Source organism: Robiginitomaculum antarcticum DSM 21748 (assembly GCF_000365025.1).
Lineage (GTDB): Bacteria > Pseudomonadota > Alphaproteobacteria > Caulobacterales > Maricaulaceae > Robiginitomaculum > Robiginitomaculum antarcticum.
The window spans coordinates 271,186-288,236 of record NZ_KB823013.1 but is presented as its reverse complement, the minus strand read 5'-3'; the positions used below and the strand labels follow the sequence as shown (position 1 = coordinate 288,236).

Annotated in this window: 16 protein-coding genes; 10 read left to right on the top strand and 6 right to left on the bottom strand. The window is 51.5% G+C overall.

The features are described from left to right. Window positions 1-8: 8 nt before the first annotated feature. Together H142_RS0110795 and H142_RS0110790 are read left to right on the top strand one after the other, a co-directional pair. Window positions 9-1,091, top strand: coding sequence for a MarR family winged helix-turn-helix transcriptional regulator (locus H142_RS0110795; RefSeq protein ID WP_017932148.1), 1,083 nt, complete (start codon window positions 9-11; stop codon window positions 1,089-1,091). A gap of 522 nt (window positions 1,092-1,613) precedes the next feature. Further along, the gene (locus H142_RS0110790) at window positions 1,614-2,108 is read left to right on the top strand and encodes a hypothetical protein (RefSeq protein WP_017932147.1); all 495 of its coding nucleotides are present in this window, start codon (window positions 1,614-1,616) and stop codon (window positions 2,106-2,108) included. Window positions 2,109-2,117: 9 nt separating this feature from the next. On the opposite strand, the gene H142_RS0110785 is transcribed toward H142_RS0110790, so the two are convergent. Then, window positions 2,118-2,612, bottom strand: a complete 495-nt coding sequence (locus tag H142_RS0110785; RefSeq protein WP_017932146.1) for an Lrp/AsnC family transcriptional regulator — start codon at window positions 2,610-2,612, stop codon at window positions 2,118-2,120. Between the two features lie 168 nt (window positions 2,613-2,780). On the opposite strand from H142_RS0110785, the gene H142_RS0110780 reads away from it, so the two are divergent. The 3 genes from H142_RS0110780 to H142_RS0110770 are packed head-to-tail and all read left to right on the top strand — an operon-like array spanning window position 2,781 to window position 6,462. After that, entirely contained in the window at window positions 2,781-4,064 is a 1,284-nt protein-coding gene (locus H142_RS0110780) for a thiamine pyrophosphate-dependent enzyme (protein ID WP_017932145.1), read from the top strand. After that, window positions 4,064-5,095, top strand: a complete 1,032-nt coding sequence (locus H142_RS0110775) for an alpha-ketoacid dehydrogenase subunit beta (protein WP_017932144.1) — start codon at window positions 4,064-4,066, stop codon at window positions 5,093-5,095. The genes H142_RS0110780 and H142_RS0110775 overlap by 1 nt, the downstream gene beginning before the upstream one ends. After that, complete coding sequence (locus tag H142_RS0110770; RefSeq protein WP_017932143.1) at window positions 5,095-6,462, top strand: dihydrolipoamide acetyltransferase family protein; 1,368 nt, start codon at window positions 5,095-5,097, stop codon at window positions 6,460-6,462. The genes H142_RS0110775 and H142_RS0110770 overlap by 1 nt, the downstream gene beginning before the upstream one ends. Before the next feature lie 114 nt (window positions 6,463-6,576). Here the strand turns inward: H142_RS0110770 and H142_RS0110765 are convergent, their stop codons facing one another. Further along, the gene (locus H142_RS0110765; RefSeq protein ID WP_017932142.1) at window positions 6,577-7,374 is read right to left on the bottom strand and encodes a MipA/OmpV family protein; all 798 of its coding nucleotides are present in this window, start codon (window positions 7,372-7,374) and stop codon (window positions 6,577-6,579) included. Between the two features lie 209 nt (window positions 7,375-7,583). Here H142_RS0110765 and H142_RS0110760 point away from each other — a divergent pair, with 209 nt between their 5' ends. Then, complete coding sequence (locus tag H142_RS0110760; RefSeq protein WP_017932141.1) at window positions 7,584-8,060, top strand: ferritin-like domain-containing protein; 477 nt, start codon at window positions 7,584-7,586, stop codon at window positions 8,058-8,060. Between the two features lie 97 nt (window positions 8,061-8,157). Here H142_RS0110760 and fabB read toward each other — a convergent pair whose 3' ends face one another. Both fabB and fabA read right to left on the bottom strand, forming a co-directional pair. Continuing rightward, window positions 8,158-9,366, bottom strand: a complete 1,209-nt coding sequence (gene fabB / locus H142_RS0110755) for a beta-ketoacyl-ACP synthase I (RefSeq protein WP_017932140.1) — start codon at window positions 9,364-9,366, stop codon at window positions 8,158-8,160. Between the two features lie 20 nt (window positions 9,367-9,386). After that, on the bottom strand, window positions 9,387-9,899 hold the full coding sequence (gene fabA / locus H142_RS0110750) for a 3-hydroxyacyl-[acyl-carrier-protein] dehydratase FabA (protein ID WP_017932139.1): 513 nt from the start codon (window positions 9,897-9,899) through the stop codon (window positions 9,387-9,389). 163 nt (window positions 9,900-10,062) lie between these two features. On the opposite strand from fabA, the gene H142_RS0110745 reads away from it, so the two are divergent. From H142_RS0110745 to rpsP, 3 genes are all read left to right on the top strand, one after another. Beyond that, entirely contained in the window at window positions 10,063-10,248 is a 186-nt protein-coding gene (locus H142_RS0110745) for a hypothetical protein (protein ID WP_017932138.1), read from the top strand. A 178-nt stretch (window positions 10,249-10,426) separates the two neighbouring features. Beyond that, a complete protein-coding gene (ffh, locus tag H142_RS0110740) occupies window positions 10,427-12,040 on the top strand; it encodes a signal recognition particle protein (RefSeq protein WP_017932137.1) in 1,614 nt (537 codons plus the stop codon). 49 nt (window positions 12,041-12,089) lie between these two features. Then, complete coding sequence (gene rpsP, locus H142_RS17180; RefSeq protein ID WP_017932136.1) at window positions 12,090-12,599, top strand: 30S ribosomal protein S16; 510 nt, start codon at window positions 12,090-12,092, stop codon at window positions 12,597-12,599. Window positions 12,600-12,676: 77 nt separating this feature from the next. On the opposite strand, the gene H142_RS15465 is transcribed toward rpsP, so the two are convergent. Beyond that, window positions 12,677-13,480, bottom strand: coding sequence for a nucleotidyltransferase domain-containing protein (locus tag H142_RS15465; protein WP_017932135.1), 804 nt, complete (start codon window positions 13,478-13,480; stop codon window positions 12,677-12,679). Window positions 13,481-13,589: 109 nt separating this feature from the next. Between H142_RS15465 and H142_RS17090 the strand changes: the two genes are divergently transcribed. Next, window positions 13,590-14,462: a DUF2853 family protein gene (locus H142_RS17090; protein WP_017932134.1), complete on the top strand. Its 873-nt coding sequence runs from the start codon at window positions 13,590-13,592 to the stop codon at window positions 14,460-14,462. A 73-nt stretch (window positions 14,463-14,535) separates the two neighbouring features. Here the strand turns inward: H142_RS17090 and H142_RS15460 are convergent, their stop codons facing one another. Next, window positions 14,536-16,701, bottom strand: coding sequence for a peptidase domain-containing ABC transporter (locus tag H142_RS15460; RefSeq protein WP_017932133.1), 2,166 nt, complete (start codon window positions 16,699-16,701; stop codon window positions 14,536-14,538). Between the last annotated feature and the right edge of the window lie 350 nt (window positions 16,702-17,051).

Here is a 17,051-nt window from a genome sequence, read left to right as displayed (position 1 = left end):
TCGAGTATATGTACACATTAGAAGATATTGATGTCCCTGATGAACTGATGGCGCGATCGGATATCGGCGCGCAAATCCTGTGTAGCCAAATCGATAGTGATCATCAGAATTTTATTCGTCGGAGCGTGATTTCACAACTGGATAAGCCCGGCAAATTGAACTGGCGTGATATTCGTGTCATGGGGCACATCAATTGGTTGAGCGATCCGGCAACGCCGGCGCGCCTCTCCGAGCTTACACGGTTTAATTCAGCGACCATTCTGCGCGTCAATCAGAAGCTTAAAGCCGCCGGAATGATACATCTTGAAGAGCACCAACACGATGCGCGCTCTAATGTGGTTGTGATTGAGCCTGCGGGCCGTAACTTTATGACGGCGTTCTTCACCGCCTATGAACGCGAAAGCCGTGAAATTATTCCTGCCCATATGCCGGAGCTTACAGAAGTTGACATCCAGACTTTGACTAAAGCCTTGTTAGTCCTGCACGAGCGGGCTGAACGGCTGGCAGGACTGAACCTGTCAGGACGGCATAAGGGATATAATACGACGCCCTTTGCGCAGGAAGCCGCGAAACTTAAATACGGAATGGAAACTTATTTACCGGGACTGGTCTTTCAATTGCTATGTCGCCGGATATCTCGGGATTATTTAGTTTTTTTTAAACGCCACGCCGTCAGCAAACTCACAGCTGACCCTAAAATTAAACTTCGTGAACTCAGGATCTTGATGTGCATTGAATATCTTAACAGGCCCTCAGCCCCCCACGAAATTGTATCGGTTATGCGTTATGATCCGGCTACGGTCACGCGCGCCATAACTATATTATGCCGCGACGGGTATACTGATCATGTGGTCAGTGATCGGGACGAGCGCGAAAAGCCTGTCTGGTTGACGGATAATGGCCGCCTCATTGCTGATGAATATAAGGCTGCGTCATCGGGCTCACTATGGGAGGCGGATATTATTACGGGACAGGCGCTGTCAAAAGAGCAAATGCGTAATTGTCTGGCCGCCCTCATGATTTTGCGTAAACGCTCGCGCGTATTTTCGACCTATCGCAAGGGCGTGCATCCCCGCTCGAAGCGGCTATAGACTTTTGGAAAAATATTTATTTGAAATTTAAATTAAAATCGGAATTTATTTATCTCTTATTAATTATAGTCTGGATTAAAGCACATTTTTCAGCATTAAATTTTGCCATGCTCAAGTTAAGTTATAGATGAAAAATCAATTAACTCCTTGAATGTGATATAAACATAATTGAACTTTCAATAAAACTCGTTTAATTTTCAATAATAGTGTTTGAATTTTCAACTATTTTATTGAAAACGCAATAAACACAGTAATTTAGCTGAAATTTCAACGTTAACCTCTCGGTATCATTTGCTGTTTTATCACAGATTTGCAGGCGAAACTCTTTCCCATTGTTCCGGCTGTGCAGACGTCGGCAAACTAAAAATTTGCCAAAATTATTAGAGACGCGCCCACTCCCAAACTATTGGCGCGTCTCATAATTCCCTTTTCGAGCCCAATATCAAAGGCTCATTAAATAGCTAATTTCAGCATGCGTACCCGCATGCCCAACATAAAACCAAGGACGAAACAATAACTCTCATGCCTAAAACCGCCGCCATATATGTTACAACAGCTTTACTGAGCATAGTTGGTATTTTGGCTGGCGCACCGGTTCATGCCGGGGTTATCGATACGGTTCGTTTAGAAATTCCCCAACGCGTAGTGGCCACGGAAGTCTCCGCTATTGCCGGTCAAACTGTTTTAGTACTGGCAACTAACACACCTTATGTCATCAAGACCGAAGGCGTTGTCGGCGAAATGAGTATCGATTTTAAGACATCGGGCGTTATTCAAGGTTATGAATTTGGCTCAAAATCACGCGCCCCGTCCGTATACAAAAAATGCGTATATTTAGATCATCCGGGCCAAACATCATTATTCATATCTGAAACCCGCACGGCGAACGCTCCGGGACGCCCGATTGATCAGGCCATTGTTATGACTGTAACGCATGACGCCATGGTCAAGCCTAAATTAAGCGTGCACGCCGCAGACGCCAATTCGGATCCGATAACGTCGTTGCCTTGCGCATAAGCGTTTGATTTAAATTCTGGGTACTGACGAGCTGATCAATCCGAGCGGTAGCGCATTTGTATCTTTGGCCTGCCGCAAGACGATCCGGGACTGCACGTCACTGACCAGTCCGGTCGACAATAAAACCTCACGCAAAAAATCATCAAAAGCATGCATATCGCGGGTCACGACCCGCAGCATGTAGTCAACAGCGCCGGTGACGATGGCGCATTGGACAACTTCCGGCATGCGCCCGACAGCGCGTTCGAACTTATCCATATTATCACGGTTAGGCATAGCAAGCTTAACCGCGACAAACACTTCAAAGTCCAAGCCCACGAGTTTGCGGTCTAGAAGTGTTACGCGGGATTTGATAATTCCGGATTCTTCCATACGTTTAATCCGCCGCCAGCAGGGCGAACTGGACAATCCAACTTTATCAGCGATATCGGCCACAGATAGGGCCGCATTGGCCTGTATCAGGTGGAGAATTTTTGCGTCTATGGCATCAAGGGGTTCAGCCATGTGCGGCCTCCGGCTATTTAAAAGCAATTTGTACCAGACAAGTAGCAATATTTGCAATAAATTGCTAGAATTATTCTGTATTGGGCGAGACTCCTATGGTCAGATTGGATAAATAAGATCAAAATAGATGCGAAGACACATTCCAAATAAGCCTGTCGGGGATAAATTATGGCAAAAGCGCCACATAGCACAGACACACCGAAGCGGGGACAGAGCGGCTCAAACCGTTCGCGTTTGCACGTGCCCGAACCGCCGTTTCGCCCCGGAGATACGCCGGATTACAGTCATGTCAGTGTTCCGGTCAAGCATACGCCTGTCCGTCCTGATCCTTTATGTGAACCGCATGAAACTGCTGATCATGCGCTTAAACTGATCCGGGTCCTGCGCTTTAACGGTGAGGCAGTCGGTGATTGGAATCCGAATCTTTCAAACGATATGTTGATGAAGGCTTTGACCGACATGATGATGACCCGCGCGATGGATGAGCGCATGTTCAACATGCAGCGCCAGGGTAAAATGAGCTTTTACATGAAAAGCACGGGCGAAGAGGCCGTTTCGGTCGGTCACGCTATGGCGCTTAAAAACACCGATATGACCTTTCCGACATATCGACAGCAGGGCATATTGATCAGCCGCGGCGCATCGATCAAAGAAATGATGTGCCAGTGTCTGTCCAATAGCGGTGACCCGCTGGACGGCAAATCCATTCCGGTGCTTTATTCTTTCAAAAAACACGGTTTTTTCTCGATATCCGGCAATCTGGGGACGCAGCTTATCCAAGGCGTCGGTTGGGCCATGGCCTGCGCTTATAAAAACGAAGACGGCATTGCTTCTGTCTTTACCGGCGAAGGTGCGACTGCTGAGGGCGATTTTCATTACGCGCTAAATTTTGCGTCCACTTACCGTGCGCCCTGCATTATTAATGTGGTCAATAACCAATGGGCGATTTCCAGCTATCAAGGCATAGCCATGGGCGAGGGCGAAAGCTTTGCCGCGCGCGGCACGGGATACGGGCTTGCCACATTGCGCGTTGACGGCAACGATATACTCGCCGTCTACGCGGCAACAAAATGGGCGGCTGAACGCGCCCGCAAAGGCGGCGGCGCCACTCTGATCGAGCATTTCACCTACCGTCAGGAAGGTCATTCCACATCAGATGACCCGTCTAAATACCGCCCCAAAGACGACTCAGAGGCTTGGCCGTTCGGAGATCCGATTGCGCGGCTTAAAAAACATCTCATCTCTTTAGGCGTGTGGGATGATGATAAGCATGACGCGCTGGCCAAGTCCTGCAAAGAAGAAATTCGCGATATTTATAAATCGGCCGAAGCCATGGGCAATCTGTCCGGGGCGACCCATGTCAATGACTACACCATGTTTGAACAGGTCTATGAGCATCCTCCGGAGCATTTAGAACGGCAGCGCCGCATGTTTAGCGAGGAGCTGGACTAATGGCTGAACCTGAAACAAAAAATATGACCATGATTGAAGCCATTCGCGACGCGATGGATGTAACCATGAGCCAAAACTCCGACGTGCTCGTTTTCGGCGAAGATGTCGGTTATTTCGGCGGTGTGTTTCGCTGCACGGCCGGGTTGCAGGAAAAGCACGGGCTTCACCGCTGCTTCGACACACCGATCTCAGAAGGCGGCATTGTCGGTATCGCCATTGGCATGGCGGCCAACGGCCTGCGTCCTGTCGCAGAAATCCAATTCGCCGATTATATTTACCCCGCTTATGACCAGATTGCGTCCGAGGCGGCGCGTCTGCGCTACCGCTCTAATGGCGACTTTACATGCCCGCTGACCATCCGGACGCCTGTCGGCGGCGGCATTTATGGCGGCACGACGCATAGTCAGAGCCCTGAAGCGCTATTCACACATATTGCCGGTCTGAAGACTGTCATTCCGTCTAATCCGTATGATGCTAAAGGCATGTTGATCGAAGCCATTGAGGATAATGATCCGGTTTTATTCTTAGAGCCAAAGCGGCTTTATAACGGCCCGTTTAACGGCGACCCCCATGCCCCGGCGAAATCCTGGAAAGGGCATCCGCTGGGCGAGGTGCCCACGGGGCATTACGGCATAGAGCTGGGCAAAGCGCGCAAAATCACCGAAGGCGACGACGTCACCATATTGACTTATGGCACGATGGTCTGGGTCGCTGAGGCGACGGCGGCTAAAGTGGGCATATCTGCTGATATTTTGGATCTGCGTTCCCTCCTGCCGCTTGATCTCGACGCTATTGTGGAAAGCGTTAAAAAGACGGGCCGCTGCTTGATTATGCACGAGGCCACACGCACCTCCGGATTTGGCGCAGAATTATCGGCGCTGGTGACCGAGCATTGCTTTTACCACCTCGAAGCGCCGATAGAGCGCGTGACGGGGTGGGATACGCCCTATCCCCACGCGCAGGAATGGGCTTATTTCCCCGGACAAAAACGGGTGGCCAACGCTCTTAAACGTATTATGAAAGACGTCTGATGGGACAATATCTCTATAAACTTCCCGATATTGGTGAGGGCGTCGTCGAAGCCGAGATCACGGCGTGGCACGTTGCTGTCGGCGACACAGTGGAAGAAGAGGCGCCTATTGCCGACGCGATGACGGATAAGGCCACGATTGAGCTGACCTCACCTGTAGACGGCGTGATCGAGTCCATTGCCTGTGAAGAAGGTGATTTGCTGCCTGTTGGCTCTGTATTGGTCACAATCCGCACTGAAGGCGACGTCGCTGAAGAGGTTGAGACTGCGGATATTGAGCCCGAAGCGCCGCCCCCGCCGGAGCCGCAAGAGAGTGCGGATGATAATGAGCCGGATTCAGTTGCTGAAGACGTCACGCCGCTATCCACCATAGTGAGCGCAATAGGATCCGCTTCTGCCGTTCCTAAACCCGATACGCCGCCGGTTCCCCGCCGCAGCTCTGACGGGCCCGCTCTGGCCTCTCCCGCCGTGCGCAAACGCGCAAGAGCGCTCTCTATCGATTTGGCCGCACTTGGCGGCTCCGGCCCTAACGGACGGATTACCCACGCCGATCTGGACGCCATGTTGCAATCCGGGCACACGCGCCCCGCTGCCCCTGCCGCAATCTCGACGCCTGCGAAACCGGCGCCGTCCGCGCCGCCGACAAGCCAAACCGAAGACGCACAGCCCGGCGAAACACGCATCAAGATTATCGGGCTACGCCGCGTTATCGCCCAGCGTATGCAAGAGGCGAAACGCAATATTCCGCATTTCACCTATGTCGAAGAAATCGATGTGACTGAGTTGGAAGCGTTTCGCGCCCGTGCCAATTTAAAATCCGGCGATGATGCGCCCAAGCTGACGGTCTTGCCGCTACTGATCAAAGCCTTGTCACAAACCCTGCTCGACTGGCCGCAATTTAACGCGCGCTATTATGACGATGCCGGTTATGTCAGCCGCTATGATGCGCTTAATCTGGGCATTGCGACGCAAACCGATCTGGGCCTGATTGTGCCCGTCGTCAAAGACGCCGGAAATCTGTCCATGTGGGATATCGCGCATGACATTGCGCGTCTCGCCGAAGCCGCGCGGACAAATACATTGTCTAAATCAGACCTCGAAGGCGCAACGACGACGCTCACCTCGCTCGGCCCGCTGGGCGGCATCGTGACGACGCCCGTAATAAACCGTCCCGAAGTCGCAATTTTCGGCCCCAACAAAATCCGTCAGGTCTTTGTTCCGGATGAAACCGGCGCGCCTGTGCTGCGCAAAAAGATGAACTTTTCCGTCTCTTGTGATCACCGCGTGATTGACGGTTATGACGCGGCTAAGATGGTCGCAGAATTGCGCGCGCGTCTTGAAGACCCCGTTACGATATTTTTGGAATAGCGTCCGGAACTTTTAACCGGACGCACGCGTATATTAAGCAACACCGCGAAGCACTCAAACAGGGTTACCACAGGATCCCGCTGACCTTGAACAGAGCTTCGCGGTTTTTCTCTCTTATTTATATTTATACGCCAGAGCGATAGCGGCCGTGACGCCGTCATCTTTGACCGCAAACGGGCTATCCTTCAGATCACCGGCCAGCTTGGCATAGCTGAGCACGCCGACAAGCTCGACCTTTTCCGTTAGGGTGAAAAACCCGGCGACATTAGCGCCATAGCTGGATATGCCACTATCAAAGGTAATGCCTGTAAGTCCGGATTGCGCGCTTTGCTGCTGTGAAATACCATAAAAATTATTATTTCTGTCTTGGCTTGACCAATACATATTTACGGATGGAAAAATGCGTAGGCGGTCATTACCGGTGGGGATCATGGTCGCGAGAATAGCGTTGACTGCCGGCCCTTCGACATCGCCGCCCAGCGGCTGAGTCACCGAAAGGTCCGCGCGGGCATATTTAAATGTTGCGCTGGCGCTGACCCGCGCTCCCACAGAGCCATCCAGATCAAAGGCGCCTTGCTGCATTGGTGTCAGAGTGAAGGGCGTATCCTCGCCGTCGCGTCCGAACAGATAGGTCAGTCCGCCCGAGAGCTCAAACTTATCCTGATTGATAAAGTTGATCCCGACGCCTTGATAAGGGTTAAGGTAATAACGCCCTTCATATTCCGCGTTAAAATAAGGAACAACCAGAACGCCATTCTCGTCACTACCCAAATATTCGGGGCGGCTGATCGCGGCAATGCCCAGATCAAGAAATGTGTCAGCGTTATCCTCGCTAATTTCGAACAACCCGCCTGCGTGTGTCGGGGCAGAGAAAACGAGCGCGGCGCAGGAGAGGGCAAGTAATTTTTTCATGGGACGTCCTGATAAATTTTTTGGTTCCTACCATATACGCATAGACGGGGTAAGAGTTTGCACCGCCGATGATAATAACGCCAGCTTTTACAGCGAGAACAGCAATTCGTTCAGCTCATACAATCTTCTTTGGAACATCTTATCGCTTAAAACATTATTGATGTGAATGCATGAGCATTAGACGATCACTAAGATAAAAGGATAATAAGATGGATATCACAAACACCCCAACCCCCGGCGTTCAAACTAAAGAAGACGTCATTGAAGAAGTAAATGACGTAACGCGTCTGATGATTGACAGCTATAAAGGTTATCAAGCAGCCTGCGAAGAATGTGATGACAGCTTCCGTCTGGCCAATGAATTTAAACAGCGTGCTGAACGCCGCAAAGGCTATATCAGTGAGCTGCAAGGCTATGTGCGCACATTGGGCGGCGAGCCCTCCACACATGGTACAATGCGCGGCGCAGTTCATCGCGGATGGTTGAACTTTGCCAATATTTTCCAGGATGATGAAAAAGGCGCAATTAACGCTGTTGAAAATGGCGAAAGCTTTTTAGCTAACCGCATCGAAGATTGCCTGCATGACGGACAGCTTGACGCCAACGCAACAGCTCTCATGAAGAAAGCTCACGCCGATGTTAAAAAAGGCGCACGCTTCTTTGATATGCTGGACGACGCAACTTAGTCGTTCTTGCGTAAGCTCTAAGGGCTTACATTAAAACAGAAAGCCTGCCTCATCATGTGAGGCAGGCTTTTTGTTTGGACTGTGGAAATTTGGCAGCCTAAATTTTCTTCATAATCACTGAGCCATTTGTCCCGCCAAAGCCGAAGGAATTGGACATAAAGGCTTTGATGTCCACCTCGCGGGTCTCCTGCGCGATATTCAAATCAGGCAGTTCAGGGTCGAGCGTTTCAATATTTATCGACGGCGCAACAAACCCCTCTTGCATCATGAGCAGGCTATAAATAGCTTCCTGCGCGCCGGCCGCGCCGAGGCTGTGACCCGTCATGGATTTGGTCGCGCTGATATGCGGACGCTCATCGCCAAAGACGCGGGCAATGGCCTGACTCTCGGTGACGTCGCCAACAGGCGTGCTGGTCATATGCGGGTTAATATAAGTGACGCTGTGTCCGGCATCTTTAAGCGCCATATTCATGGCGCGCTCTGCGCCTTCGCCGGACGGCGCCACCATGTCGTATCCGTCTGATGTAGCCGAATATCCGGTGATCTCGGCATAGATTTTCGCGCCGCGTTTTTTGGCGTGCTCATAGTCTTCGAGCACCAACATGCCTGCGCCGCCGGCAATGACGAAGCCGTCACGATTGGCGTCAAAGCCGCGGCTGGCTTTGGTCGGCGTGTCATTATATTTGCTGCTCATTGCGCCCATAGCGTCAAAGAGTGACGTTAGCGGCCATTCAATCTCTTCACCGCCGCCGGCAAACATGACGTCCTGCTTGCCCCATTGAATTTGCTCGGCGGCTGCGCCGATACAATGTAGCGAGGTGGTGCAAGCCGACGTGATCGAATAATTGACGCCTTTAATTTTGAAATGTGTGGCCAATGTCGCGGAGACTGTAGAGCTCATGGCTTTGGGCACAGAGAACGGCCCAATGCGGCGCACGCCTTTTTCGCGGGCGACATCTGCGGCGCGGACGAGCTCCATCGCGCTGGGTCCGCCTGATCCGGCAATAATACCGGTGCGCGGGTCAGAAATTTGTGCTTCCTCAAGTCCGGCGTCGGCAATGGCCTCGGTCAGCGCTACGGCAGCCCATCCGGCGGTGTCGCCCATAAAGCGCATAGAGCGCTTATCAATATGATCCTTAGCGACGACGCTTGGCACGCCGGCAATTTGACTCTTAAAACCCATATCATACTGGATTTGCGAGAAGGTGATTCCGCTTCGGCCTTTTTTCAGGCTTTCAGCGACCTCTTTGGCATTGTCTCCAATACAGGATACGATTCCCAGTCCGGTAACGACAACTCGGCGCATGGCGCTCTCCTTAAATTAAATTATGTCTCTTCGGACATGAACAGCCCGACCCGTAGATCTTTGGCGCGGTAAATGACTTCACCGTCTGCTTCCATGACGCCGTCGCCAATGCCCATGACGAGGCGGCGGCGTATGACCCGTTTTAAATCGATGCGGTAGGTCACTTTTTTAATGTCCGGTGTGACCTGTCCGGTAAATTTGACCTCGCCGACGCCCAAGGCGCGCCCCCGGCCGGGTGATCCGCCCCAACCGAGAAAAAAGCCGACAAGCTGCCACATAGCATCAAGGCCGAGACAGCCCGGCATGACGGGATCGCCGCGAAAATGGCACGCGAAAAACCACAGATCAGGATTAACGTCCAGCTCGGCTATTACGGAGCCTTTGCCATGCTCGCCATCGGTCTCGCTAATATGGGTGATGCGGTCAAACATCAGCATGGGCGGCAAGGGAAGCTTGGCGTTACCCGAGCCAAACAAGCTGCCTTCACCCGACTGAATGAGCTGGTCGTAATTATAACTTGAGGCTTGTTCCATCAGATATTCCTTAGCAATTTCGCCGCACAAGCGATGTTGCCCCTAACGTAAAGGCATTAGCTCTAAGTTCAACCCGATAATGGGTCATAATCAAAGTGAAATACAAATGGGAACGAACGGTCCGTCCGGTAGTTTCTATACTATAAACATATAGGGGACTACCATGTCATCATTTGCAATTTATCTCTTTGGCACTATCATCGTTGTTGGCGCACTGGCCTATGGCGCAGTTCTTTTAGGTGTGCCACCCATTTTTGTCGCCGTTGGCGCACTTGTGCTACTGGGTCTGGGCCTTATGGGTGCCGTGCGCAAAACCCGTGAAAAAGATGAGACGCCTACCTCTGAATAGCCCTTAGCGGCTCATCACTATGGCGGTATCAGCGTCCCTATTGACGTAGGGGCGTTGCACCCCTATACGCCGCTCACTTTCCGCGCAAACTCAGCTTTGCGCTCTGACCTGTGCGACAGCCGCCTGAAATATCGGGATATACGGAACGATGCAGGCGGGGTCCCCCGGTTGACATTATATGTCCACCGGGGCTGCTGTGCTTTGTAAATTTGATGATTGGATCTGCTACGTGTTTGACGCGCTTGGTGATAAATTAGGCCTTGTATTTGACGGGTTGACCGGCAAAGGTGCGCTGTCTGAAAAGGACGTGGCTGCGGCCATGCGCGAAATTCGCGTGGCCTTGCTCGAAGCGGACGTCGCCCTTCCTGTCGTCAAACAATTCGTAAACCGCGTCAGAGCCGAAGCTGTCGGCGAAAAAGTCATCAAATCCATCAAGCCCGGGCAACAGGTTGTTAAAATCGTCCATGACGCGCTGGTCGATATGCTGGGCGGTGATCTGTCCAAAGACGAAGATGATGACGGCCCGTCTAAAACCGAAATTCTAAGCTCGCAGCTTAATTTGGCGACCCGCCCGCCCGCTGTCATCGTTATGGCCGGCCTTCAAGGTTCGGGTAAGACGACGACAACCGGCAAGCTGGCCAAGTTTCTTAAAGACAAGCAAAAGAAAAAAGTCCTTCTGGCCTCGCTTGATACCCGCCGCCCCGCCGCGATGGAGCAGCTGGGCATGCTGGCCGAGCAGGCCGGTGTGTCTTTTCTTCCTATCGTTAAGGGTCAGGACGCCGTTGCTATTGCAAAACGCGCGGTCGAGGCCGCCAAGCTGCAAGGCATGGACGTTGTCTTCCTCGATACGGCGGGCCGCACCACGCTTGATGATGAGCTAATGGATGAGGCGGCCGCGATTGTGGCCGCGACAAATCCTGTTGAAACGCTACTCGTTGCCGATGCGCTCACCGGGCAAGACGCGGTTGAAACCGCCGAGCGTTTCCACGCGCGCCTTCCGCTAACAGGCCTGGTCTTGACGCGGGTTGATGGCGACGGGCGCGGCGGCGCGGCCCTTTCTATGCGCGCAGTGACCGGTCTGCCGATCAAATTTCTGGGCACGGGCGAAAAACTAAGCGGGCTGGAGGCGTTTGACGCCCAGCGCCTTGCGGGCCGCATTTTAGGTCAGGGCGACGTCGTCAGTCTTGTTGAGCGCGCGGCTGAGGTCATCGATCAGGCTGAGTCTGAACGCATGGCCAAAAAAATGCGCAAGGGTCAGTTCGACCTTGGCGATATGGAAAAGCAGCTCGGCCAGATGCAAAAAATGGGCGGCATGGGCGGCCTGATGAAGATGATGCCCGGCATAGGCAAAATGAAAAAGCAAATGGACGCGGCCGGGGGTCTGGATGACAAATTGCTGTCACGGCAACGCGCTATCATCCGCTCTATGACGCCAAAAGAGCGTGAAACTCCGGCCCTGCTCAAGGCTAGCCGCAAGAAACGTATCGCCGCCGGTTCCGGTATGAGTGTTCAAGAGGTCAATAAGCTTTTGAAGATGCACCGCCAGATGTCGGACATGATGAAAAAGATGGGCAAAGGCGGCATGAAGGGCATGATGAATGCGCTGGGCGGCGGCATGGGCAATATGGGCGGCGGTATGCCGGATCCGTCCAAAATTGATCCGAAAATGCTTGCCGATATGGAAAAACAGATGGGCGGCGCGAAGCTTCCGGGTTTGGGCTCGCCTAAACTTCCGGGATTAGGCGGCGGCGGGTTACCGGGCCTCGGCTCACCATTTGGCAAAAAGAAATAACCTCGAAACTGAACACTAAATTTAAACACCATTTAAAAGGAAAACTCCAATGGCACTTAAAATGAGACTGGCCCGTCACGGCGCTAAAAAACGTCCTTACTACCGCATCGTTATTGCTGATGCGCGCGCGCCGCGGGATGGCCGCTATATTGACCGTGTTGGCTCGTACAACCCGCTTCTGGGTAAAGACGACGAAAACCGCGTCATCATTGACGCTGAAAAAGCCAAAGAGTGGATCGCCAAAGGCGCCCGCCCGACAGAGCGTGTTGCACGTTTCCTCGGCGCAGCAGGCCTGTGGGAATGGAAAGCCGGCAATAATCCTGAAAAAGGTAAGCCGGGCGCCAAAGCGCTTGAGCTGATCAAAGAGCGCGAAGACAAAGAAGCGGCGCGCAAAGACGCCGAAGCTGAAGCTAAAGAAGCGGCCAAAGAAGCCAAAGCCGCAGCAGATGCTGCCGCCAAAGAAGCGGCTGCCGCCCCTGCCAAAGAAGACGTGCCTGCTGAAGAGGCTCCCGTTGAGGACGCCTCTGCTGCTGAAGACGAAAAGCCTGCTGACGCATAAGCTTCACGACACATCGAAATCGTTGATTTCGGCTATATGACTTAAATAAAACCCGCTCTCTTCACGGAGGGCGGGCTTTATGTGTGGATCATGTTCAAGAAAAGTAAATTGGCGTCTTGTTCACGGTCAACATGGATGGGGTCGTAGTCTTTCAAAAAGGATTGCGCCCATTTAAATTGCGCCGCGCAATAATTATCGATTGAGGCAATTGGCCACCCCATTCCGGTTTCTTTTGCGGCGCGCTTTAAAGCGAGCAGGTGATCCAAATCTGACTTCATATCAGAAGGCACCGTAATTTTATCCATGATGTCAAAAATATTCATGGGCGGCGCCTTGTCTGGGAAATCTCGCAGCCAATGTATAGCGAGCGCGGGGCGTATTGCATAAAAATATTTCTTGAGCTTAACTTTATCCCGCCCAGAAATATTATCCTTAAAGCAGCTTTGCCCGAGTCTTACATAGTGATGAAGGCAAGCTTTTCGGTGGGCTAAGGTTTTGGCGAAGGTGACGAGTTTGGCGCAATCTTCCGATTGCCAGATATAGCGTATCGGACTTGAAAGCCATTCCAGCATGACGGGGTTGGATTTCAACAATAGACCAAGGGCTTTCTTTAAATCCCAACCATTAATGTCATAATCAGCATCAATCGGAAGTTCGATGACGTCCCTCCCGGGATTGAGCGATAAATACCAATCCTTGCGGTGCACATATATAAACCGCGTATCATAATCGCTGTTGGGCGAAGGAAAGCCCCACGCGCGGCTTCCGCTTTCAATTGCACATATGATTTTGACATCATGACCCTGCTCAATACAAACTAAGCGCTTCAAGATTTCAGCATGGATCGCCGGATCTATGTCGGGGTGTATCAGATTGTTCATTCGCTCACTTAAACTGTACGCGCTATAAAAATCTAGGGCGCGCTTTCTAAATACGGCCCCTATGTTGAGACCATAAAGACTCACCCCAAATCCCACGGAGGATTACATTATGGCTACGACTACACTGAAATCCCGCACAGCGGACACATTTTCAACCACGCGCGGCGTTGCCCGCAAAACCGCGCTGGCCTATGTCGGCCTGAATGTTGCCGCTTATCAAGGCGTTAAATCAGGCATTTCCAGGGTCCGCGCCTCCCGCAAAGCTTTTTTCGAAAGCCTTGTCACAAAAGGCGAAGACGTCGAAACGGCTGGACTTGAGCTGTTCGGCAAAGCCAAAGCGGAAGTTTCTGAAACGGCTGCCGATGCTGGCAAAGCGATTAAAGATGCTGGCAAGACCGTGAAAAACGCATTGCCGAAAACCTATACGCCGAAGAGCAAGCTTGAGACCCTCGAAACTGAGAAGGCCGCGCTTGAGAAAAAGCTGAAAACCATGCCGAAAAAAGCTAAGGTTAAAGCGAAAACAACGGTCAAGAAAGCGAAAGCGGCTGTTAAAGCGGCTCCGGCTAAAGCTAAGAAAACGACCAAAGCGGCGGCCCCGAAGACGGCGGCTCCTAAAGCGGCCTCGCCTGCTGTAGATGCCGAGACCAAAACCAAAGCGCCTGCCGCGCACATCGCCTATTGGGAAGATGCTCAGCGTTATGACGCAAATGTCACCGAAGCGAACATCAAAGCCATCGTTGCGCATTTGGGTATTGCTCTGCAAAGCCAAGACGGCACTTATGTGGCCTGTTCTGACGATAAAGAACGTGACACGGTTCGCGATAGCTGGCTCATCAAAAAGCTTGGCGTAACAGGCACACCCGAGGCGCTGGACGCCAAAGTCGTTTCAATCTGCGAGATGATGAAAGACGACCACATGAAGAAACGTCCAACATTTTACTACCTGCTGGCCAAGCAGGAAGGCAAGCTAAGCGTATTGTAATCCTCCCCCGGTTACATACGGCTTGAACCCCCGCGCAGGCATCAGCCCGCGCGGGGTTTTTTACGTCTGAATCCTATTGCGGAGTATCAAGGGATGTATCGGGGGTGATTTCAGTGATCGCCCCGTCGCTCACATGAAAGATTCGGGTGCAGGCTTTTATGGCGGCGTCGCGATGGGCAACGATAACTTGCGTGATAGGCAAAGTTATAAGGTAGTCCGTCAATAGCGTTTCAGTTTCGCCATCAAGATTTGCCGTGCCTTCATCCAAGAACAATATTTTGGGTTGACTGTAAAAGGCCCGTGCAATCAAGACGCGCTGTTTCTGTCCGCCGGATAAAATCGATCCCATATCGCCTATCAGGCTTTGATATCCCATCGGCATATTCATAATGTCGGTGTGCACTTGAGCGAGCTTGGCGCAGTCCTCAACGCGCTCCATATCTATATCAGGATCAAAAAAACTAATATTGTCATAAAGTGACCCCGATAGCAGGCGGTCATCCTGCATAACGACGCCAATTTGATTTCTAATGGCACGAACGCCTGTCGATGACAGCGAACGCCCGTCATAAAGGATTTCGCCATTGACCGGATTATGCAGCCCGATCATGAGTTTGAGCATGGTTGTTTTGCCGCCGCCGGACGGCCCGATCAGGGCAATGCGGTCACCGGGATTGATTTTGAAAGATACATTTTCAAAGACCCAGGGTTCACTGTCACCATATCTAAAACTCACATCATCAATAGAAATTTCTCCGGTGAGGTCGCGGCCTGCCAGCAGAGGAGCATTAATGCCCTTTTCCGGCTCCGAATAAATAATATCAGCGAGACGCTCTAAATGCAGGCCAACGGTTTTAAAAGAAAAGAACAGACCGATGAGCGAGTTTACCCGCCCCGTAAATTGACCGCGATAAGCTTGGAACGCAAAAAACATACCCAGGGTCAACTCTTGGTTAATCACCAACATCGCGCCTAAATAATAAATTGCAAGTTCTAACAAACCGAATAGAATACCGCTGCTTGACCCGGCCCAAATACCAAATCTCTGTAGGCGAAGTCCGACATTAATGCTGTCGGCATAGCTATTTTGCCAAAAGGCATGGCGTTCCTGCTCCCGCCCAAAGATTTTAATGGCCCGCGCGCCGCGTATGGTTTCGAGTAAGATGGTTTGGAGATCGGCGTCTTTTTGGATCTTTTCCTCGGTGAGCCGGATGACATAAGGGAAACTGGCTAACCGTGTCAGAAATGATAATACAATCACGCCGCAGACCACGCCCGCCAGCATAGGGGAATATAAAAACATTACGAAAAATGTGACGACCGACATTATCCCGTCGAGTAAGATTTTAATAAATGCCCCTGTAAACAGATCCTGTACGGGTTTAAGCGAGCCCATACGCGAGAGAATATCCCCGATATGGCGTTTTTCAAAAAACTCGGCCTCCAGCCGCATAACATGACGCAGCATGTTAGAGCGCATTTGAAAATTGAGAAGCGTGCCGAAATACATTGTAATATAGGATCGCAAAACCCCGATGGCGGTTTGGATAAGCAGCAATAGCGCGAAGCCTAAAATAATAACTTTCAGAAAATTGGCGTCTCCTTTGGCTATGGCTTCGTCGACAACCAATTGGTTGATGAGAGGGGAGAGTATGGCGAAGATTTGTAGAACCACCGTAATCACAATGATCTGAATAATGACGGGGATGAACCCCTTCATCTTTGACCATAAGTCCCAAATCCGGACGCGCTCTTTGTCTTCTTTTTTAGCAAAGTCCGGCGTTGGGGTAAGCTCGAGAGCGACGCCGGTGAAATGCTTGGAGACTTCGGGAAGGCTGACTTTGCGTTTTCCGCGCGCCGGATCATGAATGAGGATTGACCGCCGGCCCACTTTTTTCAAAACGACGAAGTGGTTTAATCCCCAATGCAAAATACAGGGGAGTTTGAGCTGGTTTAAGTCTTCGAGCTCAAGACGCAGTCCGCGGCTGGACAAACCCAGCCGATCGGCCGCGGCGGCAATGCTGCGCAGGTCTGTTCCTTTTTGTGAGACGGTGAATTTGCGGCGCAGCTCATGCAGGCTAGTTTGATAGCCGTGATAATTGGCGATCATCGCCAGACAGGCCAAACCGCATTCCGCCGCTTCGGCTTGGAGAATAACGGGAAGCTTATTCCAGCGGAACAAGTTGATTTTATTAACACCTGCGGGCAGATTTGCCGAGGTGCGAGGTGAGGTGTTCACTAAGCCCCCTAGATATAATCTCGGAGGCTATCCATAGCCCCCTGATATAATGAATGAGATAATCATTCATAGGTTGCAATAGTATAATTACACTTTTATTCTGGACTCTGAATTTAATTTATGTCTTTTATGGGCTGTAGGGCATGTTGATGTCTTCATCTTACCTTTAAGATAAGGTCAGATCGACACGGCAAACCCTCCAATCCGGTGGAGCGGGTTTGGCCGTGTTTTGACACGCCACGCGTTTTCCATCACAATATGAAAAGGAGAGAATGTGTTAAGACAACTCAACAATATGGAAATGGAAATGGTGAGTGGAGGGCATTGCCCTGCTGAAGATCATGAGCCAT